This window comes from Bradyrhizobium sp. RDM12 (genome assembly GCF_051917485.1).
Classification (GTDB): domain Bacteria; phylum Pseudomonadota; class Alphaproteobacteria; order Rhizobiales; family Xanthobacteraceae; genus Bradyrhizobium.
The window spans coordinates 5,643,977-5,670,140 of sequence record NZ_CM133064.1 but is presented as its reverse complement, the minus strand read 5'-3'; the positions used below and the strand labels follow the sequence as shown (position 1 = coordinate 5,670,140).

Here is a 26,164-nt window from a genome sequence, read left to right as displayed (position 1 = left end):
GGCCTACGATCGGCCCTGAAAGAACAAAAACATAGGGAAAAGCCCGCTATGCCCAACCGGCTCGAAACCTACCGCGTCGAGGCTTACAACACCGCCAAACAATCCGAAAACAAGATGCATGACGACACGGTGGCGCGCCGCTTCGGCTTTTCAGGTGGCCTGGTTCCGGGCGTCGATGTCTTCGCCTACATGATGCACGTGCCGGTGGCGCGTTGGGGCCGCGATTTTCTTGCACGCGGGCTGATCGAGGCACGCTTCATCAAGCCGGTCTATGACGGCGAGACCGCCGATGTCGATGCGACCGAGCACAACGGCCAGCTCACGATCGAGGTCTTCAGCCGCACCGAGCTTTGCGCCACCGGAACGGCGTCGCTGCCGGCGTCAGCGCCGACTGTGCCGCAGCAAGATTATGTCGACGTGCCCGCGGTGGCCGAGCGCAAGCCGGTCAGCCCTGAATTCTTCGAGGTAGGCAAATGGCTCGGCACGACCCCGCGCCGCTGGGCCGGGCAGGACGCGACGGACTATCTCGCCGATGTCAGGGAGGCCGATCCGATTTTCGCGCGCGAGGGGCTCGGCCATCCCGGCCTGATCCAGCGCGTCATGAATCGCGTGCTGGTCGACAACACCATTCTGGGCCCGTGGATCCATGTCGGCAGCCGCATGCAGCTCGTGTCGCCGGCGCGCGCCGGCGATGAGATCGTCGCGCGGGCGAAGGTCACCGCGAACTACGAGAAGAAGGGCCACCGCTTCGTCGAGCTCGATGCGCTGGTCGTCGCCAACGGCACGACGCCGCTCGCGCATTGCCAGCACATCGCGATCTACCAGCCGCGGGAGCAGGCGGCGGCGTAGCGGGCAACGGTACGGCGCGTCCACATATTCGCTGTCATTCCCCGCGAAGGCGGCGAATCCAGTACGCCGCGGCCCATCGGTCAATCACGACTGCCTCGGAGTACTGGATCGCCCGGTCGAGCCGGGCGATGACGGTGTCCGTGTGGAGGCAGAAGGGCAGCTTTACGCCGTCTTGCCCTTCGCGTCCTGGATCGCCCGCCACACCCGCTCCGGCGTCAAGGGCATGTCGATGCGCTTGATGCCATAGTCGGAGAGCGCGTCGAGTACCGCGTTCACCACGGTCGACAGGCTGCCGGCGCAGCCGGCTTCGCCGCAGCCCTTGGTGCCCAGGGGATTGCTCGTGGCCGGCACCGGGTGGTCGCCGACCTCCATGTACGGCACGTCTTCGGCGCGGGGCAGCGCGTAGTCCATCAGCGAGCCGGTGATGGGCTGGCCGCTCTCGTCGTAACGGACGTGCTCCATCAGCGCCTGGCCGATGCCCTGAACGACGCCGCCATGGAGCTGGCCCGCGACCAGCATCGGGTTGATCACCGTGCCGAAATCGTTCACCGCGCTGTAGCGCACGATCTGCACCACGCCGGTGTCAGGATCGACCTCGACCTCGGCAACATGGCAGCCGTTCGGGAAGGCCGACGGCACCGGCTCGCTGGTGTGATCGACGTCGAGACTCTCGGGCACGCCGTCCGGCGCCTTGCCGTCATGCAGCTTCTTGGCGAGATCCATGATGTCGATGCTGCGGTCGGTTCCGGCGATGGTGAAGGTGCCGTCGGCGAACTCGATGTCGGCTTCCGACGCCTCCAGCAGGTGCGCGGCGGCGCGCTTGCCTTTTTCGATCACGAGGCGCGAGGACTCCACGATGGCCTGCCCGGTCGCGGTGATCGAGCGCGAACCGCCGGTGCCGTTGCCGGCGTGGACGATGTCGCTGTCCCCCTGCACGAGCTTCACGCTCTCGAAGGGGACGCCGAGCTGCGCGCTCAGCACCTGCGCGAACGGCGTGGCGTGGCCCTGGCCGTAGTCGAGCGTACCGGTGATGAGCTGCACGGTGCCGTCGGGATCGAACACGATTTTGCCGAGCTCGGGGCTCGGCGGCGCAGTGACCTCGAGATAGGAGCCGACAGCGATGCCGCGCAGCTTGCCGGATTTCTTGCTCTCCTTTTTGCGCTTGGCGAAATTCTCGTGGTCGGAGATTTCGAGCGCCTTGGTGAACACTGCCTGGAAGTCGCCGCTGTCATAGGTGACGCCCGAGGACGCGGGGAAGGGCATCTGGTTCGGCTTGATGAAGTTGCGCTTGCGCAGCGTCAGCCGGTTGATGCCCATCTCGTCGGCGGCGCGGTCGATCAGACGTTCCATGTAGTAGTTGGCTTCAGGCCGGCCGGCGCCGCGATAGGCGCCCATCAACGTGGTGTTGGTCAGCACCGTCTTGATGTCGACCGTTATCAGTGGCGTGCGGTAGACGCTGGAAAAGTTCTTGCCGGTGTTGAGCGAGAGCGGACTGGGCGAGACGCCGGTGATGTAGGCGCCGAGATTGCCGTAGCCCGAAAGCCTTGCCGCGAGGAAGTGCCCCTCGGCGTCGAGCGCGAGCTCGGCATGGATCTTTTGCGCGCGGCCGTGGCTGTCGGAGAGGAAGCTGGTGGAGCGCTCGTCCAGCCACTTCACCGGGCGTCCCAGCGCCTTGGCCGCGTACAGGATGCACATATATTCGGGATAATTGACGTTCTTCATGCCGAAGGAGCCGCCGACATTGGCGGTGAGGATGCGCACCTTCTCGTTTGGCACCTTCAGGTTCTTGGCGAGGTTGGCGCGGTTGCCCGCGACGCCCTGCGTCGGCATCTGGATGGTGTAGCGCTCGGACTTCCTGTCGTAGGAGGCGAGCCCGACGCGGGGCTCCATCGAGACCACGGCGACGCGGGTGTTCTCGATGTCGACCTTGGTGACATGGGCGGCGCTGGCGAAAGCGGCGTTCACCTTCTCCGTGTCGCCATAATGGTAGTCGAGCGCGACGTTGTTCGGAATGTGGTCGTAGAGCTGCGGCGCGCCGGGCTTGGCGGCCTCCTCGGGATCAGTCACGGCCGGCAGCGGCTCGATATCGAGCTCGACCGCTTCGGCCGCGTCGCGCGCCTGGGCCAGCGTCTCGGCGACCACGAAGGCTACGGGGTCGCCGACGAAGCGGACCTTGTCAGTCGCCAGCGGCTGGCGGTTGGTCTGGAGCAGGGGCGAGCCGTCGCGGCTCTTCAGCGGCAGGCCGCAGGTGAACGGGCCATAGCCGGCCGCGTCGAGGTCCTTGCCGGTCCATACGCCCAGCACGCCCGGCATTGCCCGGGCGGTGTCGATGCCGATGCCGCGGATCACGCCGTGGGCGTGGGGCGAGCGGACGACCACGCAATGGGCCTGGCCGGGCAGATTGAAATCGTCGGTGTAGCGGCCCTTGCCGCGCACCAGCGTGTCGTCCTCCTTGCGGCGGACCGGCTGCCCGACGCCGTATTTTTGCAGTGCAATAGCGTTTTCGAGCGTCGAGGATTTCGTGTGTTCTTGCATGGGAATGACCTGAAAAGCCGGCAATTGCGCGTTTTGTGGCGCCTTTTGGGACCGGACCCCATTGAAATAACCCACCGACCCGTTCACGACAACGCACGAATGGGCATGGTCCCATGTGATGCGTTGTTGCGCAGGCCTGCCGCGCTGCTAATGTTTCAGGCGAAAAAGCAATTCCAGATCGGCCGAACTGGCCGCGGAAAGACAGTTTATATGAATGACCACACGCGGCTCCGCGACGGCCATGGGCCGCACGGTGAGCTCGAGGGGTCGATGGCGGCGGTGGCGTTGGCCCCCGAACCGGCCGTCGCCGCGCAAGCGCCGGGAACCGGCGTCTACGCGGCGCTGGACCTCGGCACCAACAATTGCAGGCTCCTGATCGCCTGTCCGACCCACGACGGCTTTCGCGTGGTCGATTCCTTCTCGCGCATCATCCGCCTCGGCGAGGGCGTCTCGGCGACCGGCTCGATCAGCGAGGCCGCGATCGATCGCGCGATCGCTGCGCTCAGCATCTGCCGGGACAAGATCAACCTGCGCAAGGCCAAGCGGCTGCGGCTGATTGCGACCGAAGCCTGCCGCGCGGCTTCGAATGCGGAGGGCTTTCGCAACCGCGTCGCGGCCGAGACCGGCATCGAGCTCGAGGTGATCGACCGCGAAACCGAAGCATCTCTGGCGATGCTCGGCTGCTCGCCGCTGGTCGATCTCAGGGGGCGCGGCGCCATCCTGTTCGATATCGGCGGCGGCTCGACCGAGCTGGTGCGGATCGAGCGCGACCCGCAAAATCCGGAGCCGCGCATCAAGGCCTGGATGTCGATCCCGCTTGGCGTCGTGACGCTGGCCGAGCAGTTCGGCGGCCGCGACGTGACGCCGGAGATCTACGCCGCGATGGAGCAGGAGGTCGCCAACCATGTCGCGCCGTTCGCGGAAGCGCATGGCCGCGATCTCACCGACATGCATCTGCTGGGCACCTCGGGCACCGTGACCACGCTCGCCGGCATCCATCTCAATCTCGTGCGCTACGACCGCCGCCGCATCGACAGCATCTGGATGAACGACACCGATATCACCGCGACCATCAGCAAGCTGCTGGGCATGAGCTACGAGGAGCGTGCCAACAACAGCTGCATCAGCATCGAGCGCGCCGACCTCGTGCTGGCCGGCTGCGCCATCCTCGATGCCATCCGCCGCGCGTTCCCGCTGCGGCGCCTGCGCGTCGCCGACCGGGGCCTGCGCGAGGGCATGCTGGTCGAGATGATGCGCGAGGACGGCGCGCTCAGGAGCTGGTGAGATGGCGAAAGACACCACCGGCCGCTTGCACGTCCAGGTCAAGACCGGCGGCAAGCGCAAATTGTCGTCGAAGCTTTGGCTGGAGCGGCAGCTCAACGATCCCTATGTCGTCAAGGCCAAGGCTTTGGGCTATCGCTCGCGCGCCGCGTTCAAGCTGCTCGAGATCGACGACAAATATCGCCTGCTGAAATCAGGCATGGCCGTGGTCGATCTTGGCGCCGCGCCCGGCGGCTGGAGCCAGATCGCAGCCAAGCGCGTCGGCTCGATCGACGGCAAGGGCAAGGTCGTCGCGATCGATCTGCTGGAGATGCCCGAGATTGCCGGCGTCGATTTCGCGCAGCTCGATTTCATGGCCAACGACGCGCCGGCGAAGCTCAACGCCATGCTCGGCGGCGGCGCCGACGTCGTGATGTCCGACATGGCCGCCAACACCACCGGTCACCGCAAGACCGACCAGCTGCGCATCGTCGGCCTGATCGAGACGGCGGCAGCGTTTGCCTGTGACGTGCTCAAACCGGGCGGCGTGTTCCTGGCCAAGACATTCCAGAGCGGCGCCGATGCCGATCTGCTCGCGCAGCTCAAGCGCGATTTCGCGACAGTGCGTCACGTCAAGCCGGCCGCGAGCCGGCAGGATTCCTCGGAGCGCTACGTGCTCGCGACGGGATTTCGCGGTGGAGCAAAGGCATAGCCGCATACTCCGTCATTGCGAGGAGCGAAGCGACGAAGCAATCCAGAATCGCTCCGCGGAAGGATTCTGGATTGCTTCGCTTCGCTCGCAATGACGAGATCAGCAACTATCCCAGCCGCTGATCCCGCATGTCCTGCGTGTCTTCCGTGGCCACCTTGACGGCGGCGCTTGCAGCGCTCCTGGCCGCGCCCTTGCGGCTTGCGATCTCCACCGCCTTGCGGCCGGAGATCTCGTTGCCGGCGTCGGCGGGCATCTGCCAGAAGAACCAGCTCGAGGCGGCCGAGGTCAGCGCCACCACGACGAAGGCCGGCGCGAACACGGTGGCGTTGAGCTCGCTGACATGGCTGAGCCACATCGTGGTCTCGACCGAGGCGGCACCGACCGCGACGCCGGCGGAGACAGCGAGCTGCTGGTTGACGCTGACCAGCGTGGTGGCGCGGCTCATCTGCGCGCTCTCCACATCGGCATAGGCCACGGTGTTGATCGCGGTGAATTCGAGCGAGCGGAAAAAGCCGCCGACCACCAGAATGATCATGATGATCAGCAGCGGCGTCGTCACCGTGAACAGTGCGCAGGCGGCGAGGAAGACCGCGCTGACGATTGCGTTCACCGTCATCAAGTTGCGGAAGCCGAAAGCGCGGATGACGCGCGCGGCCAGCGCCTTCATGCCCATGGCGCCAAGCGAGGAGCCAAAAGTGACGAGGCCGGAATGGAATGGCGACAGCCCGAAGCCGATCTGCATCAATAGCGGCAGCAGGAAGGGCAGGGCGCCGATGCCGAGCCGGAACAGGAAACCGCCGAGCACGGCCGCGCGCAGCGTCGGCAGGTTCAGAAGCGAAAAGTCCAGCACCGGCGATCCCGTCCGCCGGGCATGGATGACGTAGAGCGTCATCGAGATCGCGCCGCCTGCGACCAGGGCGGCGACGATGCTCCAGGGCAGCAGGTTGAGGCCGGCCACGGAGAGACCGAACGCGATGCCGGCAAGCCCGATGCCGGCCAGCACCATGCCGTAGAGATCGAACGGCTCGCGGTTCTCGCTCTTGATGGGGTCGATGAACTTCAGCGCCATGAAGATGCCGAGCAGCCCGATCGGAATGTTGATCAGGAAGATCCAGTGCCATGAGGCGTAGGTGGTGATGAAGCCGCCGAGCGGCGGGCCGATCACGGGACCGATCAGGGCAGGGACCGTCACCCAGGCCATCGCGTTGACCAGCGCGCTCTTGTCGACGGACCGCAGCAGCACGAGGCGCCCGACCGGCGTCATCATCGCGCCGCCCATGCCCTGGAGGATGCGCGCGATCACGAAGTCGGTGACCGAGGTCGAGAGCGCGCAGCCGACCGAGCCGACCATGAAGACGCCGACGGCAATCGCAAACACCAGGCGCGCACCGAATCTATCGGCGGTCCAGCCGCTGGCCGGGATGAATACCGCGAGCGACAGGAGGTAGGACGTGATCGCGAGCTTCAGCGTCAGGGGACTGGAGCCGATGTCGGCCGCGATCGCCGGCAGCGAGGTGGCAATCACCGTGGAGTCCATGTTCTCCATGAAGAGAGCAGTGGCCACGATCAGCGGAATGATGCGTTGCTTGTCGACCATGACGGATTGGTAATGGAAATCAGAAGGAAGGGCGGACTTGCGGCTTATCACCACGACTCGGTCGGGACCATTGCGGATCGACGCATAGCACCTAAATCCTGCGCTCCTTCGCTCGCTATTCCGGGGCGCGCGGTTGGGCGCGTCCCGGGATGGCGGTAGGCCGCCGCCCGGCTGTCCCGCTGAAATGACCTAAAAAGCCTGTGCATGGCTGGCCAGCGGTCCGATTTGCTTTGATTCGTCGCGCGGCCGTGCTATCGACCCGCGTCAACCCCACCGATGGGCTCCGATTCTCCGGCGATGCCGCAAGGTACGCCGAGGGCGGCGCTCATCCATACCTATTTGCGGCACGGCCGCAGGAAGGAGTTGGCATATGGCCATTGTGCAACTTCAGGGCATCCGCGAAGCCTTTACGTTCGACGACGTGCTGTTGAAGCCGGGCCTGTCTGACGTCATGCCGGGCGAGGTCGACATCCGCTCCCGCGTCACCCGCGCCATTCCCCTCAATATTCCGATCATGGCCTCCGCCATGGACACCGTCACCGAGGCCCGCATGGCGATCGCCATGGCGCAGGCCGGCGGTCTCGGGGTCATCCACCGCAATTTCGATCCCGAAGGCCAGGCCGCCCAGGTGCGGCAGGTCAAGCGCTATGAGTCGGGCATGGTGGTGAACCCGCTCACCATCAGCCCCGAGGCCTCGCTCGACGATGCCTTGAAGCTCATGAGCGACCACGGCATCTCCGGCATTCCCGTTGTCACCGGTGCCGGCAAGTCCACGCCGGGCAAGCTGGTCGGCATCCTCACCAACCGCGACGTGCGGTTTGCCACCGACCGCCGGCAAAAAGTCTCCGAGCTGATGACGCACGAGAACCTCGTCACGGTGCGCGAGAATGTCAGCCAGGATGAAGCCAAGCGGATGCTGCATCATCATCGCATCGAGAAGCTGCTCGTCGTCGACGATCAGTATCGCTGCGTCGGCCTGATCACCGTCAAGGACATCGAGAAGGCCGTCGCCCATCCGCTCGCCTGCAAGGATGCGCAGGGCCGTCTCCGCGTCGCCGCGGCCACCACTGTCGGCGACACCGGCTTCGAGCGCACCGAGCGGCTGATCGATGCGGGCGTCGATCTCGTCGTCGTCGACACCGCGCACGGACATTCCCGCCACGTGCTGCACGCCGTCAACCGCATCAAGCGTCTCTCCAACTCCGTGCAGGTCGTCGCCGGCAATGTCGCGACCGCCGAAGGCGCGCAGGCGCTGATCGATGCCGGCGCGGATTGCATCAAGGTCGGCATCGGCCCGGGCTCGATCTGCACCACGCGCATCGTCGCCGGTGTCGGCGTGCCCCAGCTCACTGCGATCATGGACGCGGTCGAGGCAGCAAAGAAGTCCGACATCCCCGTCATCGCCGATGGCGGCATCAAGTTCTCCGGCGATCTCGCCAAGGCGCTCGCCGCCGGTGCTGACATCGCGATGGTTGGTTCGCTGCTCGCCGGCACCGACGAGACGCCCGGCGAAGTGTTTTTGTGGCAGGGCCGCTCCTACAAGGCCTATCGCGGCATGGGCTCGGTCGGCGCGATGGCGCGCGGCTCGGCTGACCGCTATTTCCAGCAGGACATCAAGGATGCGCTCAAGCTCGTCCCTGAGGGCATCGAGGGCCAGGTCCCCTACAAGGGCCCGGTCGGCAACGTCATGCACCAGCTCGCCGGCGGCCTCCGTGCCGCAATGGGCTATGTCGGCGCAAAGGACATGAAGGAGCTGCACGAGAAGGCGAATTTCGTGCGCATCACCGGTGCAGGCCTGCGCGAAAGCCACGTCCACGATGTGACCATCACGCGCGAGGCGCCGAACTATCCGGGCGGGGGTTAGTCCCGCGCTGCTCTCTCCTTCGTCATTGCGAGGAGCTTTTGCGACGAAGCAATCCAGTCCTTTTCTGTTGACGCAACTGGATTGCTTCGCTTCGCTCGCAATGACAAGAAAGTGGAGGAAGCCATCATGTCCCAAAGCAAATCCCAGCAAAGCAAGCGCATCGTTCTCGCCGCACGTCCCGTCGGCGAACCCAAATCATCCGATTTTCGCCTGGAGGAATTTGCTGTCCCGACGCCTGGCGCGGGTGAGGTCCTGCTGCGCACGATCTGGCTGTCGCTCGATCCCTATATGCGCGGGCGGATGAGCGAGGGGCCGTCTTATGCTGCGCCGGTGCCGGTCGGCGGCGTGATGGAAGGCGAGGCGGTCAGCGAGGTCGCGGCGTCCAATAATCCTGACTTTGCCAAGGGCGACATCGTCCGTGCACGTACCGGCTGGCAGACGCACGCGATCTCGAACGGCAAGGGCCTGATCAAGGTCGATCCCAGGCTCGGTCCGATCTCGACCTCGATCGGCGTGCTCGGCATGCCCGGCATGACCGCGTATACGGGCCTGCTCGACATCGGCAAGCCGCAAGGCGGCGAGACCGTCGTCGTCGCCGGCGCTTCCGGCGCGGTCGGCTCGGCCGTGGGGCAGATCGCGAAGATCAAGGGCACACGCGCGGTCGGCATCGCCGGCGGCAAGGACAAGTGCGACTACGTGATGAAGGAGCTTGGCTTCGATGCCTGTATCGACCACCGCGATCCTGATTTCGCGGCGAAGCTCAAGGACGCCTGCCCGAAGGGGATCGACGTCTATTTCGAGAATGTCGGCGGTGCGGTGTTCGAGGCGGTCTTCCCGCTGCTCAATCCATTCGCGCGTGTGCCGGTGTGCGGCCTGATCGCCCACTACAACGACACCGAGGCCAAGCCGCCGAAATGGGCGGCGTCGATGATGCGCGCGACGCTGACCAAGCGGCTGACTTTTCGTGGCTTCATCGTCTCCGACTTCGCCTCGCGCCATGGCGACTTCCTGCGCGACATGTCCGCCTGGGTCCGTGACGGCAAGGTGAAGTACAAGGAGTTCGTCACCGAGGGGCTGGACAGCGCCCCGGGCGCCTTCATCGGGCTCTTGAAGGGCGCCAATTTCGGCAAGCAGCTGGTCCGGGTCGGGCCGGATAAGGCCTGATTGGCACAATCAGCCCCTTCGGGGGCTGGTTGGTTAACAAAGAGTCACCGGTTGGCCACACCAGCCCGCAAAAGCCGCCTGTGTGACCCGCGGTTCATTGACGAAAAGCCGAAGGCACTGAATCATCGCGCATATTTTGGGTGTTGCGATGTTAGAGATCGGAATTTTCTGCGTAATCCTTTTGGCTGCCGGCTATTGGGCGGCCATGTATGTCATGGGCCGTCGCGACGACGTCATCCATGGCAAGTTCGTGCATGGCGACGACGAGAGTGCGTTCAGGCAGGCTCCGATGCCGACGCCTCCGCCGCGCTTTCCCAAGCGTCCGCTCAAGGCAGCCGAGCGCGCTGGCACTGTGCCCGCAATGATCCGCTCGCTCAGCCGGTGAGCAGCGCAGCGCTGCAGTCGTTGCTCACCGCGATCCAGCAGGACCTCAAGAGCGTCGCGTAAACCGCGGTGCTAGTGCGCGCCGCCCATCTGGGCGAAGAGCTCTTCGATATCCACATCGACCTGGCCCGCGGCGCGGACGTGGCGGACTTCGAAGCTGTCGGGTGCGAAGCGGTACTCGACGAGGCCGGTCTCCTTGATCGCGATCCGGTCCTGGCGTGAATCGTTGATCTTGAAGCCGGCCGACGGCGCCCAGACGTGCCGCGTGTGGCGGAACGTGAAGTCGCGGCGCTGGTGCACGTGGCCGCTGGCGATGAGGCGGAGATCGACGCGCCCGAACATCTCGATCAGCCGCGCGCGGGCCGGCTGCGGCACGTAGCGGATCGAGGTCTCCGGGGTTTCAGGGTCGTCGGGCAGGTTGAGAAACACCGGCTTGTGCAGGAACAGCGCGACCGGCTTGCCATTCACGCGTGCGATTTCCCGGGACAACCAGTCGAACTGCTCGGCCTCGAACACGAGCCCTGAATTCATCACCAGCGAGTTGAGGCCGATGAAGCGCCAGCCGGCCGCCTCGAACGACCAATGGTCCTCGCCGATGATGTCGCGGAATTGCTGGCGGTGCGCTTCCCCGATCGCGGGCTTGGGCGCAGGCCCGAGTGCGGTCGGATTATCGCCGATATCGTGATTGCCGGGGATGTAGCGGCAGGCGACGGGCAGGGCGTCGTGCAGGCCTTTCGCGAAAACGATATCGTCGCGACTTGTTGGCCCGTCGAAGGAGACATCGCCGGTGTTGATGACGAGATCAGGCCTCTCGGTGTCGATGTGCTCACTGACGCGATGAAAGTTCGCGATCAGGCCGGGAAAACGCCGGCCGAGATGCGTGTCGGAAATCTGGGTGAGGCGAAATTCGGACATAGGCGAAGTATTGCCCGCGCAAACGTCGGAACGATGACGCGCGCGCAAAATCCGCGACCGAACAAAGTTTAAAGCACGCAATGGCGGATCTTGTAGGGTCCTGCGGCGCGACGCTGCCTGGCAGCGGCGGCGTGTCTCGCCGGACTTCCAGGGGCAAAACCGTCCCGCGGTCGGGAACGCCGGTTCAACTCGTCGATTGTCAGCGCAAGAAGTCGCGGCTAATGACGGTCCGCGGCACGCCGCCTTACGGGAAAGTTCCGATGTCCGTCCAAATGGTCTTGTTGCCTGTCTTCGTGCAGGTCGGTCTCACCTTCGCGCTCCTGATCGGCATGGTGTTAGGGCGCCGCAATGCGCTGGTCTCCGGCGAGACCAAGATCCGCGACATTGCGCTGGGCGAGCCGAACTGGCCGAAGGGCCCCACCCAGATCGCCAATTGCTACCGCAACCAGTTCGAGTTGCCGCTGCTGTTCTACGCCCTGATCGCGCTGGCGCTGCCGCTCCGCCATGCCGATCTCTTCATCGTGCTGATGTCCTGGGTGTTCGTGGTGACGCGCTTTGCCCATGCCGGGGTGTTCGTCACCTCGAACGATCTCGGCCGGCGCTCGTCGATCTGGCTCGCCGGCGTGCTGGTGCTGCTGGCGATGTGGATCTACTTCGCACTGAAAATTCTGTTGCTGATCTGACCCTTATGCGTCGGATTTGACCTGAAAGATTCAAATGACTCCCGCTGCCCGGCTGTCCGCAGCCATCGAACTGATCGACGCCATCGAACGCGACCGCGTGCCCGCGGCAAAAGCGCTGAAGGAGTGGGGCACCGCGCACCGCTTTGCCGGCTCCGGCGACCGCGCCGCCATCGCCGGCCTGGTCTGGGACGTGCTGCGCCGCTATGCCTCCAGCGCGTTCCTGATGGATTCCGATACCGCCCGCGCGCGCCTGATCGGCATGCTCCGCCTCGAGCGCAACATGGACACCGCAACTATGGAGGCTCTGTTCGACGGCAGCCGGTTCGCACCCGAGCCGCTGACCGCGGCCGAGCAGGCGGCGCTCAGCCATCGCTCCCTGAAAGACGCGCCCGCGGCGATCGCCGGCGACTATCCGGACTGGCTCGATTCCCATCTGGCCAAGGTGTTCGGCGAGGACCGCGCGGCGGAGGCCGTCGCGATGGCGAGCCGGGCGCCGCTCGATCTGCGCGTCAACACGCTAAAATCCAATCGCGACAAGGTGCTGAAGGCGCTTGCTCATCTTCATGCGAAACCGACGCAATGGTCGCCAAATGGCCTGCGCATCGAGCTTTCGGCCGATGCGCGCAACCCCGGCATCCAGGCCGAAGAGGATTTCATCAAAGGCGGCGTCGAAGTCCAGGACGAAGGATCGCAGCTTGCGGCCCTTCTCACCGCGGCGAAACCGGGCGAGCAGGTGATCGATCTCTGCGCCGGCGCCGGCGGCAAGACGCTGGCGCTCGCCGCAATGATGCAGGGCAAGGGCCGGCTGATCGCGACCGACAGTGACAAGCGCCAGCTTGCGCCCATCCACGAGCGCCTGTCGCGCGCCGGCGTCCACAATGCCGATATCCGCACGCCCAAGGGCGAGGCCGATCCGCTCGCCGACATCAGCGGCACCGCGGACCTCGTCGTGATCGACGCGCCCTGCACCGGAACCGGCACCTGGCGCCGCAATCCCGATGCGAAATGGCGCATGCGGCCGGGTGCGCTGGAGATTCGCCTCAAGGACCAGGCCGAGGTGCTGGACCGCGCCGCGCCCCTGGTGAAGGCAGGCGGCCGCATCGCCTACATCACGTGCTCAATATTGCCGGAAGAGAACGGTGAGCAGGTGAGGGCCTTCGTCGGCCGTCATCCGGAGCTTTCGGTGGTGCCACCGGAGCAGACCGCGACCGTGCTCTGGGACAAGGCCGACGCGTTTGCAGAAGCCGCGCTGCAATCGCCCGAGGGCTGGTTGATGACCCCGCGCCGCACGGAGACGGATGGGTTCTTCGTGTCGATTCTGAAGAAGACGGGCTGAACTCTCCCCCGTCATTCCGGGGCTCGCGAAGCGAGAGCCCGGAATGACGAGCGGGCAAACAAAAACCCCGCGAACCGGAGTCCGGTCGCGGGGTCTCTGAACTCTACGATCTGCCGGTACGTCCGTGGTCAGATCGCGAATTGCGCGGTCAACTAGCCGGCGCGGAGGTTGTCGGCCGAGGACTTGCCGCTGCGGCGGTCCGCAACGATGTCGAACGAAACCTTCTGGCCCTCGTTGAGGGTGCTCAGACCAGCGCGTTCAACGGCGCTGATGTGAACGAAGACGTCCTTCTGGCCGTCATCCGGCTGGATGAAGCCAAAGCCCTTTTGGTTGTTGAACCACTTCACGGTGCCCATTGCCATAGTCATTTCCTTTCAATTGACGATGCACTCAGGGGGACAAATGCACATTGCTGCGCCCATCATCCCGGTTGGTCGATTTTGGAGAAATACCTGAAACGTGCTCGTCCATTGAAAATGAGACGGAGCGGCCCAGTCGTTCGGCCAAGGATCGATGATCACAATCTAGCGATTTTTTGGGGCAACTTCAAGGCGGCACGCGCTCACAGCGAGCGCTGCCCATTTTGCTATTTTGCGCTGCACACCGCGCCCTGAACGATGGTTCCGTCAGTCCACAATGAACAGTGTCGCGCCAATCGCCGTCGACGAACGATGCGCGGCGTCGCCAAAATCCGATACCTGGTAGCTCATCCCCGGCGTAAGCTTGAACTTGCGTCCGTCGCGCAACTCGGTGTCGAGCTCGCCCTTGAGCACGTAGAGCACATGCCCGCGATCGCACCAATGGTCGGCCAGATAGCCCGGCGAATACTCCACCATCCGCACCCGGAGATCGCCGATATTGAGCGTGCGCCACAGCGCATGCCCGGTCTCACCGGGATGCGTAGTGGCTTCCACCTTGCTCCATTCGGTGACGGTGAAGGGCGAGGTGGGGAGCTTCATAGGGGTCCTGTAGTTGAGCAATGTTGCTTGGGGCATGTTCTTAGCAACAATTTCCGTCATTGCGAGGAGCCCTTGCGACGACGCAATCCAGACTATCGCCGCGGAGGGAGTCTGGATTGCTTCGCTGCGCTCGCAAGGACGGGAAGGGAGCACCGCTCAATGCGGCAGATGGTTCGCCGATCCCTGCACGACAGCCCCGCATCGTTCACCCGGAGATATTCGCAGATCCGCTTGCCCCGCTCGTTCTCGTAGAACACCACGACGCTGTCGGGGCTGACGAACACATCGATCAGGGAAAAGTGCAGCTCCAGCAGCAGCCCGAGCGCCTTGCCCCAATACGCCCGCAGCGCATCCTTGCCGCACACGGTGCCGCTGGCACCGAATCCCATCGACGGAATGCGGTCCGAGGTCATCACGGCGGCATCGTCGTAAAGCGTGAGCACGCGCTCGAGATCGCGCGCGTTCCAGGCTTCGACCTAGGTCCGGCCGAGCGCGGCAAGCGTCGATGGCTGATGGTGCAGTGACATGGCGTTCTCCCTGATCGGCCCCGGTTCGGTAGAGGGGGCAATTAGGTCAATAATGCTTACCTATATCCATTTGTCCATGCCCAAAGAAGAATGTGGGCGCGCGCCGACACGCGGTTGCGGGCAGGGGGCTAGTCGCGTATTTGCTTGCCATGACAGCAGCACAGCACGACCGCTCCGCGTCGACGCCCTCAGTGGCCTCGGCGCATGACAAGATTCTCATCGTCGATTTCGGCAGCCAGGTGACGCAGCTGATTGCGCGCCGCGTGCGCGAGGACGGCGTCTATTGCGAGATCGTCCCGTTCAACAAGGCCGAGCAGGCCTTTCTGGAGATGAAGCCGAAAGCGGTGATTCTCTCCGGCGGCCCTGAGTCCGTGCATGAGGCAGGCTCTCCCCGCGCGCCGCAACTGATCTTCGCCTCCGGCGTGCCCGTGCTCGGCATCTGCTACGGCCAGATGACCATGGCGGAACAGCTCGGCGGCACCGTCGAGGGCGGCCATCACCGCGAATTCGGCCGCGCCGATGTCGAGGTGAAAGCGCCGAGCAAGCTGTTCGAGGACGTCTGGTCACCAGGCGGCAAGAACCAGGTCTGGATGAGCCATGGCGATCGCATCACCAAGATGCCGCCGGGCTTCTCGGTCGCCGGCACCTCGCCAAACGCGCCCTTCGCGATCATCCAGGACGAGACGCGCAAGTATTACGGCCTGATGTTCCATCCCGAGGTCGTGCACACGCCCGACGGCGCAAAACTGATCCGCAATTTCGTGCGCAAGATCGCCGGCCTTTCCGGCGACTGGACCATGCGCGCCTTCCGCGAGGAGGAGATCGCAAAGATCCGCGCCCAGGTCGGCCGAGGCAAGGTGCTCTGCGGCCTATCAGGCGGCGTCGATTCAGCCGTTGCGGCCGTGCTGATTCACGAGGCCATCGGCGACCAGCTGACCTGCGTGTTCGTCGATCACGGCATGCTGCGCCTCGATGAAGCCAAGACCGTGGTCGACCTGTTCCGGCACCACTACAACATCCCGCTCGTGCATGTGGACGCCTCGAAGCAATTTCTTGGCGAGCTCGAAGGCGTCACCGATCCCGAAACCAAGCGCAAGACCATCGGCCGGCTCTTCATCGAGGTGTTCGAAGCTGAGGCCAAGAAGATCGGCGGCGCCGACTTCCTCGCCCAAGGCACGCTCTATCCTGACGTGATCGAGAGCGTCTCGTTCACCGGCGGTCCCTCGGTGACGATCAAGTCGCACCACAATGTCGGCGGCCTCCCTGAACGTATGAACATGAAGCTCGTCGAGCCCTTGCGCGAACTGTTCAAGGACGAGGTGCGCAAGCTCGGCCGCGAGCTCGGCCTCCCCGAAATCTTCGTCGGCCGCCACCCGTTCCCGGGCCCCGGCCTCGCCATTCGCTGCCCCGGCGACATCACGCGCGACAAGCTCGACATCCTGCGCAAGGCCGACGCAGTCTATATCGACCAGATCCGCAAGCACGGCCTCTACGACGACATCTGGCAGGCCTTTGCCGTGCTGCTCCCGGTCAAGACCGTCGGCGTCATGGGCGACGGCCGCACCTACGACTACGTCGTGGGCCTGCGCGCAGTCACCTCCACCGACGGCATGACCGCCGACTTCTACCAGTTCGATATGAATTTTTTGGGCGAGACCGCCACGCGCATCATCAACGAGGTGAAGGGCGTGAACCGGGTGGTGTACGACGTGACCAGCAAGCCGCCGGGGACGATTGAGTGGGAGTAGGGCTTCTCTCCAGGTTCAATATCACTGAATTAGGTCGTTACTTCCCGGAGAGGCGCCGCGGCAAGAATCATGGGATTTGGGGTATTCATCCATCGGTCTGACTCGATCTACGATGACAGCCCGGCTGAACGATATCAGTTTCCCAGTCAGTATCTGCGTCGCGTCGAAGCATGCATCGGCGATTGGATCATCTACTATGAACCGAGCAAGGTTGCCGACACGCGCGGCTACTTTGCGATTGCTCGAGTTGAACAGGTTATTCCCGACCCCGGTACGTCTGGGATGCATCTTGCTCTGATTGAACCCGGCAGTTACCTAGATTTTGCAAATCCGGTTCCTTTCAACGGACTGACTGGTCCTGTCGAACGCGGCGTCCTGAATGAGAAGGGACGAATTTCGGGGCGCGCACAGTCGGCAGTCCGTCCAATCTCTCCCGATGATTTCAATAAAATATGCGAACTTGGTTTGGCTGAGGGCGCACCGCTGCTGCCGCGGCGCGATGAAGACGTCCGACAGCTTGACCTCAATGAGACGCAGATGCCGTTCAAGTTTGAACAGCAGCGTGACCGTATTAGCCTGACGGTATCGAGAGTGTTGCGCGATCGCGTTTTTCGCCGTGTAGTGCTCCGCGCCTACGACGAGCGCTGCGCTATTAGCGGGTTAAAGCTCATCAATGGAATGGGACGCGCGGAAGTCGCGGCCGCTCACATCCGACCGGTAGAGGCGAATGGGCCAGACATCATTAGCAACGGTATCGCCCTTTCCGGCACAGCGCACTGGATGTTTGATCGTGGTCTAATCAGCCTGGCGGACAATCTGGAAATCTTGATCTCGCGCCAGACGAACGATCTGGATGGAGTAAGATCAATGATCAACAAGACAGGCCGAGCGAATTTTCCGCAACGGGCGTCGGATCACCCGCATCCGCATTTCCTAAAGTGGCATCGCGAGCACTGCTTCAAGCAATAGGCGACGTGTGCCTTGCTCAGTTTTGAATGGCGCGTCACGGGACAGTAGGTAGGATGGGTAGAGCGCAGCGAAGCCCATCGTGGTCAGATTGATATGTATCACCTTGCTCCACTCGTCCCTTCGAACTCTGGCAAGCAGGCAATGTCGATAGTAGCGGAGAGGTTGCATGGGTGACGACGACAAGAAAGAATTCGTTGAACGGGTACGGCGGCACTTTCGGGAGATCACGCCTCAACTGAATATGGAAATGGCAATGATCGCAGAACTGTCATGGGCAGACACGACGAGCTTCCTGCTGATTGAATACGACGCGTCACAGTTTAGCGATGAATTTTCTGTGGGACTGTGGGCAATGGATGCCGATGGCGAACCTGCCGACCGGGAGGGGCACTGGTTTCTCAAGGGCCGGACGGTCGTCGTTCCCTCCGAAATTTATGATGACGAGAAATATGAGGCGATTGAACCGGGGGAAACGGCTTCAGAGCTTCTGGAGCAGTGGTTCGCGAAGCGTGGCGTGCCCATGGGTATAAGACGCTTCCAGCGTATATCGGTCACCACGACAGCTATTTCAAGATCGATCTGGCCACCAGCGAAGAGGTGAATTGGGACAGCATCGTTGCGCGACCGAAGGCCGGGCTCGCCTCATAGTCTCGCAATTCGTGAACGCGCAGGATAGGGAGAGCCTAGCGAATCCCGTCGCGACGGAAGAACGATTGATGGGTTTCTGCTCCCGCGCGACCCATCCTTCGATCGAGAGGGGGAGGAGCGCCGTGCGCGAAGTTCGACTCATGATGCAAGGACGCAGGATGGGCAGCGCGCAGCGAAACCCATCGCGACTACGGAGCGTGATTGATGGGTTTCGCTTTGCTCTCTACCCATCGCGACTACTGAATCAGAACGCGCCGCGCATAGGATTGACGATTTGAAGTCCGGCGAAGTCCCTTTCGTTCTCCGTTACCACCACGCATTGGTTCGCACCGGCGACCGCGGCGATGATCATGTCGAGCGCGCTTCGCGGCCGGCCGGCCGTCCTGCCCTCGGCCATCAGCCGTGCCCAGATCAGCGCTGCCTTGTCGTCGAAGGACAGAATGCGGCCAGCAAACAGCGCCTGCGGTCCTTCAGGCCCGGCGAACCATGTGTCGAGCGCGTCACGCTTCTTGCCCCGCGGTTTCTCAAGGATGCCGCGGCGGATTTCTCCGACGGTGAGCGAGGCGATGAATAAATCCTCGTCGCGCTGCATCGACATCCATGACAGGAGCGAGTCCGATGGCTGCGGCTTAGTGACGTTGCTGATGATGTTGGTATCGACGAGATAGCGCATCACAACTCGACCTTGCGCCCCTTGTCACGGGGGCGGGACAGATCGAGACCGGCCCCGACGAGCGGCGAACGGCGCAATGCGGCAAGAATTCCGCCGGACTTCGGCGGCTCGCCGGCGATGGATTTATTCACGGCGGCACGAAGCTCGGTGGCCTCGGGCGTATCCTCCGAGAGACGTCGGGCGAGCGAGCGGATCAGGTCGCGGTCGGCATCCCGGCCAAGCACTTCGAAGCGGGCCAGTCCGCGCCCGCTGAGGCGGGATCGATAATTCCGGATGGCGCGCTTCTGCGAATGTCCCATGGTGTCCTCCGGTCATTTCCAGTAATATAGCCAGAGACAACAGTTTCCGCAAGCCGCCCGGGCGAACGGCGGATCGGCCGCAACGCGTAGTCCCCATTTTCCCTCATGCCGTGCTCAAGATGTCGGATTACGCTCCGCTCATCCGCCCTACGAAACGCCCATGCCAAACCGCAAGATCGGTCGAGCGCATCATAGCCATCCCGGTGTAACTCAAGCCGCCACGGAGGAGGGACGATGACGGCGGCACTGCGAAACTATCAGGACCGGATGCGGCGCGTTGCTGGATCATATCGACCGGCATCTCGACGCGGATCTGGACCTGGACAGCTTGAGCGCTGTCGCGGCGTTCTCGAAATTCCATTTCCACCGGCAGTTCACGGCGACCTTCGGGCTGTCGGTGCATCGCTATGTCCAGCTGGCGCGCCTGAAGCGCGCGTCGCATCAGCTGGCTTACAACGACGCCCTCGATGTCACGAACATCGCGATGGATGCCGGTTACGACGCACCTGACGCCTTCGCCCGCGCCTTTCGGCAACGGTTGGGGCAATCGCCGTCGTCGTTCCGGAAATCGCCGGACTGGGAGCCGTGGCTTGCGGCCTTCGGGCCTCTCGACAATGCCAGGAGCAAGCTCATGCAGAAGAACTTCAGCACTGACGACGTGACGATCCGCGATGTGCCGCCCACCCGGGTGGCGATCATGGAGCATCGGGGGAGCCCTGAGATACTCGGTGACACGATCCGCCGTTTCATCGCCTGGCGCAAGGCCGCCAACCTGCACCCCGGCACAAATCCGACCTTCACTGTCTGGCATTCCGAGGGGCGTCCGGTGCAGCAGGACGAATATAGCATCGACCTCTGTGTCGGCACCGATCAGCCGATCGAAGCCAATGGCGAACAGATCAAGGCCGGCGCGATGCCCGGCGGACGCTGCGCTGTGTTGCGTGTGGTCGGTTACACCAACAATCTGGAGCCCGCCGCGCTCTATTTCTATCGCGACTGGCTTCCGGCGAGCGGCGAGGAAGCCCGCGATTTCCCGATCTATTGCCAGCGGCTGAGCCTGTTTCCGGAGGTGCCGGAGCATGAGGCTGTTGCGGATGTCTTTCTGCCGCTGAAGTAGCGCTCTATGACGACGACCTGTCCCCTCCGACCGCAAGAAGCGGACAGGCCGCTATCCACGACCGCCCAGCCAAGATCGTCCATCCGAATGAGCGTCCGCTTTTAAACCCTCATGGTGAGGAGCGCGGAACGCGCGCCTCGAACCATGAAGGCCCGGATCTCGCCTGCGGCCATCCTTCGAGACGACCGCTGCGCGTCTCCTCAGGATGAGGAGAAGAAGGTCTTTGCAGGAGAACTCTCCCGTTCTAACCCCGCTCCATCTTCTCAAACCTCTTCACCAGCCGCTCGCGCTTCAGCCGCGACAACCGCTGGATCCAGAACAGGCCGTCGAGCTGATCGATCTCGTGCTGGTGGCAAACGGCGCGCAAGCCGTCGGACTCCTCGCTGCGCATGGTGCCGCCGAGGTCGTGATAGCTGATCCGCACGCGGGCGTGACGCTGCACCTCGTCACTGACGCCGGGCATCGAGACACTGCCTTCTTTGTGCAGGATCATATCCGGCGAGGCCCATTCGATCTCGGGATTGACGTAGGTCTGCGGAGCCGTTTTGGGGTCGAGCTCGAGCACGACGACGCGCAGGGGCACGCCGATATGCGGCGCGGTGATGCCGATGCCGGGCGCGGAGCGCATCGTCTCCAGCAGATCGGCTGCCAGCTCACGCAAGCCGTCGTCGAAAGCGGTGACGGGGCGGGCGGGCATGGCGAGCCGGCGGTCGGGATAGCGGACGATCGGGCGAATGGTCATTGAACGCTGCTACCACTCACGGGGGGTGAAGCACCCGTGCTTGACGCCCTACCAACTGGAAGGTAGTTAACTTCCATGACCAATGTTTCCTCGACCGCCGACGACATCCTGGCCAGCGCCCGCACGCTGATCATCGCGGGCGGCTACAATGGCTTCAGCTATGCCGACATCGCCGAAATCGTCGGCATCCGCAAGCCGAGCATCCACCACCATTTCGCCAGCAAGGTCGACCTCGTTCGCACCCTGGTGTCGCGCTATCGCGAGGAAGCCGAGGCCGGGCTTGCGGCGCTTGACCGCAACATCCCAGACCCGCGCGAGCAGCTCAAAAGCTATGTCGGGTATTGGGAAGCGTGCATCACTGATGCGACGGCGCCCTTCTGCGTCTGCGCGCTGCTGGCCAGCGAGCTTCCGATCCTGCCGGACGAGGTCGCGCTCGAAGTCCGCTCGCATTTCCGTTTCCTGGCGTCCTGGCTGACCTCGGTGATGGAGCGCGGCAAGCGGAAGGGGCAGCTCAAGCTCTCCGGCACGGCCCGGGTGGAGGCCGAAGGATTCATGGCGACCATTCACGGCGCGATGCTGTCGGCGCGCGCTTACGGCGATCCAAAGATGTTCGGTGTGATTACCGCTCCGCTGCTGGATCGGCTGTCCACGAAACACTGAGAGACATCGGCAAGACGATATCTGCAAGACGACAACGGCACCCGCAGGGATCGGGTGAAGGCATTTTGCTGTGCCAGAACTACCAACTAGTAGGTAAAGGACTGAAAGCGATGGCTCATCTTCAAATGGATCTCGTTCGCACAGATCGCGAGCAATGGCTCAAGCAATACTACGTCCTCCGCGCGGCATTCTCCGTCGCCTGGGTCGTTGCCGCGTTTGCCGTCGCGCCGTCGTCCCCAGCCGTGGCCGGCGCCTTGCTCGTGCTCTATCCGGCATCGGACGCCGCCGCCAATTTCGTCGACGCCTTGCGCAGTGGCGGCCTCACGCAAAATCGCACGCAGGCGCTGAACGTTGTGGTCAGCCTCGCGACCACCATCGCGGTCATCGTCGCCTTGCAAACGAGCATGAACTGGGTGCTCGGCGTCTTCGGTGCCTGGGCGATCCTGGCCGGGTTGCTCCAGCTGGGGACGGCGATCCGGCGCTGGAAAAGTTTCGGCGCGCAATGGGCCATGGTGCTCAGCGGCGGTCAGTCGGCGCTCGCGGGCGGCTTCTTCATCGCGCAGGCCTTGACGCCCGCGGTGCCGTCGATCGCGAATGTCGCGGGCTATGCCGCGGTCGGTGCGGTCTACTTCCTGGTCTCGGCCGTATGGCTCACTGTCAGCGACTGGCGCCGGCGCGCCGTGACGTAGCGCTGCGTCGCTTGATCATGCGTTTGCCGAGGCGAAGGCACATCTTGGCTTGGAGCATCGAGTTCCGGATCACCAACCGCTATTTTCCTGGACCGGCGTGGCGTCTTGGTGGACGTCCGATCTCATGCGGGGCTTTGCCGAAATCTGGGCATAGGCAGCGCGCCGGCATCGGCGGCGCGTTCGAAGACTACAACGCTCCGCCCGAAACGGCTATGCTTCCCGCCGACAATCTGGGTCGTGGAATCGCTGCAAGTGCTCTCGGACGTTCTCAAACGAAAAGAAATCTATAATTATTTCAGCCGCTCGGCGATGGAGAAGGCGCATGCCTATCAGGCGCAGGGTCGCGTTTCGGCGGTGGACGTCAGCGAGGACCTGACCCACGTCAGTTCCCGGGTGCGAGGCAGCGAATCCAGGAATTATCGCGTCGACATCCAGCTCGAGTTCGACCACGGCACGCTCACCGACATCGATGGCGATTGCAGTTGTCCGATGGCCCTCAATTGCAAGCATGTCGCGGCGACCCTGCTCGAAGCGCTGAGCGAAAAGCAGCCGTCGGCGCTGCCGCCGGTGCCACTCCCGCAGGCCGCCAAGCCTGCCAAGGCGCAAGCGCCGTCGGCTCCGCCGGTCCTGGGTTTCGAGGTCAACAACTGGATCGACACTGTCGGCCGCGCGGCGCGGAGCAGCGATCATGCCGCGGACGAGAGCCAGCGATTGCTGTATTGCCTGCAGCCGTCGGACGACCCGATGCCTTACCTCGCGATAACCCTGCGGTCGGTCCGGCTCCGCAAGGGTGGAGAATTTGCCGGCAACTACACCAGTCCCAACCTGCACGAATTCAAGCCGGAACGGGCGCCGAAATACTTCCGTGATGTCGACATCGACATCATCACGGAGGCAAACGGCCGCATCCGCAACTCCTATACTCAAGGGCCGTGTCCGGAAGAGCTGTTGCATCGGATCGTCGCGACGGGCCGCGCATTCTGGCTTGACCACAAGCGGGCGCCGCTGAACTGGGGCGAGGCGCGCGAGGGCCGGATCGAGTGGCGCCCGGGGACCAGAGGCGTTGCACCGAACCTCGTCGTATCAGGGGCGGTCGCTCTCAATGCCGAACCGCCGGTCTATGTCGACGAAGCCAGCGGTGTGATCGGGCCGATACAGCTCGGCCTGCCGCCTCGGCTCGCCTGCCAGTTCCTGGCTGCACCCTCCATTCCCCGCGCGCAACTCGAAGAGGTGTCGCGCCGGCTGAGTCAGAAATTGCCCGAGCTTCACCACGGCCTGCTGCCGGTGCCGCCGGCGGCTGCTGTGCTCATCGACGAAGATCCGCGTCCCGTGCTGCGGCTGAAGCCGGGACATGTCGGTTCAAGCTATTATTACTATCACAGCAAGAACGAACGGCCGGGTCCCGCCGGCGTGGCCAGCCTGGGCTTCCGCTACGGTGGGTTCGACATCGATCCGAGCCAGCGGGCAAGCCGGCTGGAAGTGTTCCAAGGCGGGCAGGTCTATGCGATCGCACGCCGCCAGGCGAAGGAAAAGCAGGCACGCAAGCGCCTCGCCGACGCCGGTCTCACCGAAGCGAGGTCGGCGCTTCCGATCCTCGACTATCGCCATGCCACGGATCTGACGCTGCGCGACCAGCGCGGCTGGTTCGATTTTCTCGCGCTGCACGCCGGGCAGTTGCGGTCAGAGGGATTCGATATCCTGATCGACGACGATTTTCCGTTCCGGATGGCGGAGTCGTCAGGCGAATTCGATGCGGTGCTGGAGTCCAGTGGCATCGACTGGTTCGAACTGTCACTCGGTATCGAGATCGAAGGCGAGCGGCGCGATCTCGCGCCGCTCCTGGCCGCGCTGGTTTCGGAGCCCGGCTTCAGCCCCGAACTGCTGACCGCACTCGCGGACAAGGGCGAGCGTTTCCTGCTGCCTTTGGCCGACGGCCGGCACGTCGCGCTGGCTGCGGATCGCTTCCTGCCGCTCGTGCTGGCGCTGCATGGCCTGCACATGAGCGGCGCTTTCGGAGGCGCCTCCAGGAGGATCAAGCTGTCGCGCGCGGACGTCGTTCCGTTGCTTGGCGTCGAGAACGAGCGCTTCGCCTTTCAGGGAGCCGACAGTCTTCGCTGCCTCGCGGGCCTGCTCCAGGCGCGAGGATTGAGCGCGCCGGAACTGCCGCCGACCTTTCGTGCCACGCTCCGGCCTTATCAGGCGCAGGGAGTGGCATGGCTCGATCTGCTCCGCGAGAGCGGGTTGGGCGGGATCCTCGCCGACGACATGGGTCTGGGCAAGACCGTCCAGATCCTGGCCCTCATCGCGCTGGAGAAAGCCCGAGGTCACCTCGCCAATCCCGTGCTGGTCGTCGCGCCGACCAGCCTGATGACGAATTGGTCCGCCGAAGCGCAGAAATTTGCGCCGGAGCTGAAGGTCCTCGTCCTGCATGGGGCAGATCGCAAGCAAAAATTTCCTGCCATCGCAGAGCACGATCTGGTCCTGACCACCTATCCGCTGATCGCGCGGGACCGCGAAATTCTGCTGGCGCGCGAGTGGCATATGGCCGTTCTGGACGAGGCGCAGACGGTCAAGAATCCCGATGCCGCCACCACGCGATTTCTGCGCGAGACGAAGGCGCAGCATCGCTTCTGTCTCACGGGCACGCCAATGGAAAATCATCTCGGCGAACTCTGGTCGATCATGAGCTTCGTCAACCCCGGCTATCTCGGCGACAAGGCGGCCTTTTCGCGCCAGTGGCGCACACCGATCGAAAAGCGCGCCGACAAGCCGCGGACCGCAGCATTGGCGCAGCGCGTCAAACCCTTCCTGTTGCGACGGACCAAGACGGAGGTGGCGACCGAACTGCCGGCCAAGAGCGAAATGGTGGAGACCATCACGCTGGAAGGGCCGCAGCGCGATCTCTACGATTCGATCAGGCTGGCGATGTCGCGCAAGGTTCGCGAGGCCATCGCAAAGCGGGGCCTTGCCAAGAGCCACATCGTTGTGCTCGAAGCCCTGCTTCGGATGCGGCAGGCCTGTTGCGATCCGGCATTGCTGAAACTGGACGACGGCGTCGAACGACCATCAGCCAAGCTCGATCGCCTGATCGACATGGTGGGGGAGTTGCTGAGCGAGGGGCGCAAGATCATCATCTTCTCGCAATTCACGTCGATGCTCGATCTGATCCGGAAGCGCCTCGACACGGCGGGCCTGAGCTACAGCATTCTCACTGGTCAAACCAAGGACAGAAAGACGGCGATTGAATCCTTTCAGCACGGCGCGGCCGAAATCTTCCTGGTCAGCCTGAAGGCAGGCGGTGTCGGCCTCAATCTGACTGCCGCAGATACCGTCATTATTTTCGATCCCTGGTGGAATCCGGCAGTCGAGGAACAGGCGATCGATCGGGCCTATCGGATTGGGCAGGACAAGGCCGTCTTCGTTTACAGGCTGGTGGCCACCGGAACGATCGAGGAAAAGATGGACGAGCTCAAATCCAGAAAGCGCGCGCTCGCCGATGGCCTGTTCGACCGTGACGGCGGGATCGCGTCGGCCCTCACGGAGAGCGATGTGAATGCGTTGTTCGACGCCTAACCGGCCGCAGCGTCGAGGCCTCCGGGACGACACGATCGAGTTCCACCGGATGATGGCATATTGCCGGTGTTTTGCCCCGACGGGTCATATTGCGGTTTCGCATCGTCAGCCGCCGGTAAGTCATTGATCCGGCAACGGCCCGCTACTGTGCATGGGGTTGTTTCGGCATTTTGCTTTGGCGGCATATCGTTTGCGGGGCATAATTTTATCACGCCGCCTGTCTGCCTTCGCCATTTCCATTCGTCTTCCACCCAGACAGAC

General features: G+C 63.7%; 22 protein-coding genes and 2 pseudogenes. 15 read left to right on the top strand and 9 right to left on the bottom strand.

The features are described 5' to 3' along the window. The first annotated feature begins 48 nt into the window (after positions 1-48). Positions 49-849: a hypothetical protein gene (locus tag ACTGJ9_RS27875; protein WP_456673693.1), complete on the top strand. Its 801-nt coding sequence runs from the start codon at positions 49-51 to the stop codon at positions 847-849. Between the two features lie 162 nt (positions 850-1,011). On the opposite strand, the gene ACTGJ9_RS27870 is transcribed toward ACTGJ9_RS27875, so the two are convergent. Continuing rightward, entirely contained in the window at positions 1,012-3,384 is a 2,373-nt protein-coding gene (locus ACTGJ9_RS27870; protein WP_456673692.1) for a xanthine dehydrogenase family protein molybdopterin-binding subunit, read from the bottom strand. A gap of 210 nt (positions 3,385-3,594) precedes the next feature. Between ACTGJ9_RS27870 and ACTGJ9_RS27865 the strand changes: the two genes are divergently transcribed. Both ACTGJ9_RS27865 and ACTGJ9_RS27860 read left to right on the top strand, forming a co-directional pair. Next, positions 3,595-4,668 carry a Ppx/GppA phosphatase family protein gene (locus ACTGJ9_RS27865; protein WP_456673691.1) on the top strand — a complete coding sequence of 358 codons (1,074 nt, stop codon included), beginning with the start codon at positions 3,595-3,597 and terminating at the stop codon, positions 4,666-4,668. A 1-nt stretch (position 4,669) separates the two neighbouring features. Further along, complete coding sequence (locus ACTGJ9_RS27860; RefSeq protein WP_456673690.1) at positions 4,670-5,356, top strand: RlmE family RNA methyltransferase; 687 nt, start codon at positions 4,670-4,672, stop codon at positions 5,354-5,356. Between the two features lie 106 nt (positions 5,357-5,462). Here the strand turns inward: ACTGJ9_RS27860 and ACTGJ9_RS27855 are convergent, their stop codons facing one another. Next, positions 5,463-6,953, bottom strand: coding sequence for an MFS transporter (locus tag ACTGJ9_RS27855; protein WP_456673689.1), 1,491 nt, complete (start codon positions 6,951-6,953; stop codon positions 5,463-5,465). A gap of 370 nt (positions 6,954-7,323) precedes the next feature. Here ACTGJ9_RS27855 and guaB point away from each other — a divergent pair, with 370 nt between their 5' ends. The 3 genes from guaB (at position 7,324) to ACTGJ9_RS27840 (ending at position 10,366) form a co-directional block, all read left to right on the top strand. Further along, positions 7,324-8,817 (top strand): IMP dehydrogenase, encoded by a 1,494-nt coding sequence (guaB, locus tag ACTGJ9_RS27850; protein ID WP_456673688.1) that lies wholly within the window; start codon positions 7,324-7,326, stop codon positions 8,815-8,817. Between the two features lie 126 nt (positions 8,818-8,943). Then, complete coding sequence (locus tag ACTGJ9_RS27845) at positions 8,944-9,981, top strand: NADP-dependent oxidoreductase (RefSeq protein WP_456673687.1); 1,038 nt, start codon at positions 8,944-8,946, stop codon at positions 9,979-9,981. 148 nt (positions 9,982-10,129) lie between these two features. Continuing rightward, positions 10,130-10,366, top strand: a complete 237-nt coding sequence (locus tag ACTGJ9_RS27840; RefSeq protein WP_456673686.1) for a hypothetical protein — start codon at positions 10,130-10,132, stop codon at positions 10,364-10,366. Between the two features lie 71 nt (positions 10,367-10,437). Here the strand turns inward: ACTGJ9_RS27840 and ACTGJ9_RS27835 are convergent, their stop codons facing one another. Then, positions 10,438-11,280 carry a metallophosphoesterase family protein gene (locus ACTGJ9_RS27835; protein WP_456673685.1) on the bottom strand — a complete coding sequence of 281 codons (843 nt, stop codon included), beginning with the start codon at positions 11,278-11,280 and terminating at the stop codon, positions 10,438-10,440. A gap of 260 nt (positions 11,281-11,540) precedes the next feature. Here ACTGJ9_RS27835 and ACTGJ9_RS27830 point away from each other — a divergent pair, with 260 nt between their 5' ends. Further along, on the top strand, positions 11,541-11,963 hold the full coding sequence (locus ACTGJ9_RS27830; RefSeq protein ID WP_456673684.1) for an MAPEG family protein: 423 nt from the start codon (positions 11,541-11,543) through the stop codon (positions 11,961-11,963). A gap of 34 nt (positions 11,964-11,997) precedes the next feature. Continuing rightward, entirely contained in the window at positions 11,998-13,299 is a 1,302-nt protein-coding gene (locus ACTGJ9_RS27825) for an RsmB/NOP family class I SAM-dependent RNA methyltransferase (RefSeq protein WP_456673683.1), read from the top strand. A 152-nt stretch (positions 13,300-13,451) separates the two neighbouring features. Here the strand turns inward: ACTGJ9_RS27825 and ACTGJ9_RS27820 are convergent, their stop codons facing one another. The 3 genes and pseudogenes from ACTGJ9_RS27820 to ACTGJ9_RS27810 all read right to left on the bottom strand — a co-directional run bounded on the left by ACTGJ9_RS27820 (position 13,452) and on the right by ACTGJ9_RS27810 (position 14,785). Continuing rightward, entirely contained in the window at positions 13,452-13,661 is a 210-nt protein-coding gene (locus ACTGJ9_RS27820; protein ID WP_148749473.1) for a cold-shock protein, read from the bottom strand. A 264-nt stretch (positions 13,662-13,925) separates the two neighbouring features. Then, positions 13,926-14,258 (bottom strand): DHCW motif cupin fold protein, encoded by a 333-nt coding sequence (locus tag ACTGJ9_RS27815; RefSeq protein WP_456678648.1) that lies wholly within the window; start codon positions 14,256-14,258, stop codon positions 13,926-13,928. Positions 14,259-14,414: 156 nt separating this feature from the next. Beyond that, positions 14,415-14,785: pseudogene (locus ACTGJ9_RS27810) on the bottom strand (nuclear transport factor 2 family protein). A gap of 149 nt (positions 14,786-14,934) precedes the next feature. Between ACTGJ9_RS27810 and guaA the strand changes: the two are divergent. The 3 genes from guaA to ACTGJ9_RS27795 all read left to right on the top strand — a co-directional run bounded on the left by guaA (position 14,935) and on the right by ACTGJ9_RS27795 (position 18,103). Continuing rightward, positions 14,935-16,533 carry a glutamine-hydrolyzing GMP synthase gene (gene guaA, locus ACTGJ9_RS27805; RefSeq protein WP_456673682.1) on the top strand — a complete coding sequence of 533 codons (1,599 nt, stop codon included), beginning with the start codon at positions 14,935-14,937 and terminating at the stop codon, positions 16,531-16,533. A gap of 69 nt (positions 16,534-16,602) precedes the next feature. Beyond that, positions 16,603-17,502 carry an HNH endonuclease gene (locus tag ACTGJ9_RS27800; protein ID WP_456673681.1) on the top strand — a complete coding sequence of 300 codons (900 nt, stop codon included), beginning with the start codon at positions 16,603-16,605 and terminating at the stop codon, positions 17,500-17,502. 166 nt (positions 17,503-17,668) lie between these two features. Further along, entirely contained in the window at positions 17,669-18,103 is a 435-nt protein-coding gene (locus tag ACTGJ9_RS27795; protein WP_456673680.1) for a hypothetical protein, read from the top strand. A 291-nt stretch (positions 18,104-18,394) separates the two neighbouring features. On the opposite strand, the gene ACTGJ9_RS27790 is transcribed toward ACTGJ9_RS27795, so the two are convergent. Continuing rightward, entirely contained in the window at positions 18,395-18,826 is a 432-nt protein-coding gene (locus ACTGJ9_RS27790) for a PIN domain-containing protein (RefSeq protein WP_456673679.1), read from the bottom strand. After that, positions 18,823-19,122 (bottom strand): hypothetical protein, encoded by a 300-nt coding sequence (locus tag ACTGJ9_RS27785; RefSeq protein ID WP_456673678.1) that lies wholly within the window; start codon positions 19,120-19,122, stop codon positions 18,823-18,825. Before ACTGJ9_RS27785 ends, ACTGJ9_RS27790 begins: the two co-directional genes overlap by 4 nt. 234 nt (positions 19,123-19,356) lie before the next feature. Between ACTGJ9_RS27785 and ACTGJ9_RS27780 the strand changes: the two are divergent. Continuing rightward, a pseudogene (locus tag ACTGJ9_RS27780) lies at positions 19,357-20,239 on the top strand (AraC family transcriptional regulator). Between the two features lie 244 nt (positions 20,240-20,483). On the opposite strand, the gene ACTGJ9_RS27775 reads toward ACTGJ9_RS27780, so the two are convergent. Further along, entirely contained in the window at positions 20,484-20,981 is a 498-nt protein-coding gene (locus tag ACTGJ9_RS27775; protein ID WP_456673677.1) for a peptide deformylase, read from the bottom strand. A 75-nt stretch (positions 20,982-21,056) separates the two neighbouring features. Between ACTGJ9_RS27775 and ACTGJ9_RS27770 the strand changes: the two genes are divergently transcribed. From ACTGJ9_RS27770 to ACTGJ9_RS27760, 3 genes are all read left to right on the top strand, one after another. Beyond that, complete coding sequence (locus ACTGJ9_RS27770; RefSeq protein ID WP_456673676.1) at positions 21,057-21,641, top strand: TetR/AcrR family transcriptional regulator; 585 nt, start codon at positions 21,057-21,059, stop codon at positions 21,639-21,641. A gap of 110 nt (positions 21,642-21,751) precedes the next feature. Continuing rightward, positions 21,752-22,330: a DUF308 domain-containing protein gene (locus tag ACTGJ9_RS27765; protein ID WP_456673675.1), complete on the top strand. Its 579-nt coding sequence runs from the start codon at positions 21,752-21,754 to the stop codon at positions 22,328-22,330. Between the two features lie 309 nt (positions 22,331-22,639). Beyond that, entirely contained in the window at positions 22,640-25,903 is a 3,264-nt protein-coding gene (locus ACTGJ9_RS27760) for a DEAD/DEAH box helicase (RefSeq protein ID WP_456678647.1), read from the top strand. Positions 25,904-26,164: the final 261 nt, after the last annotated feature.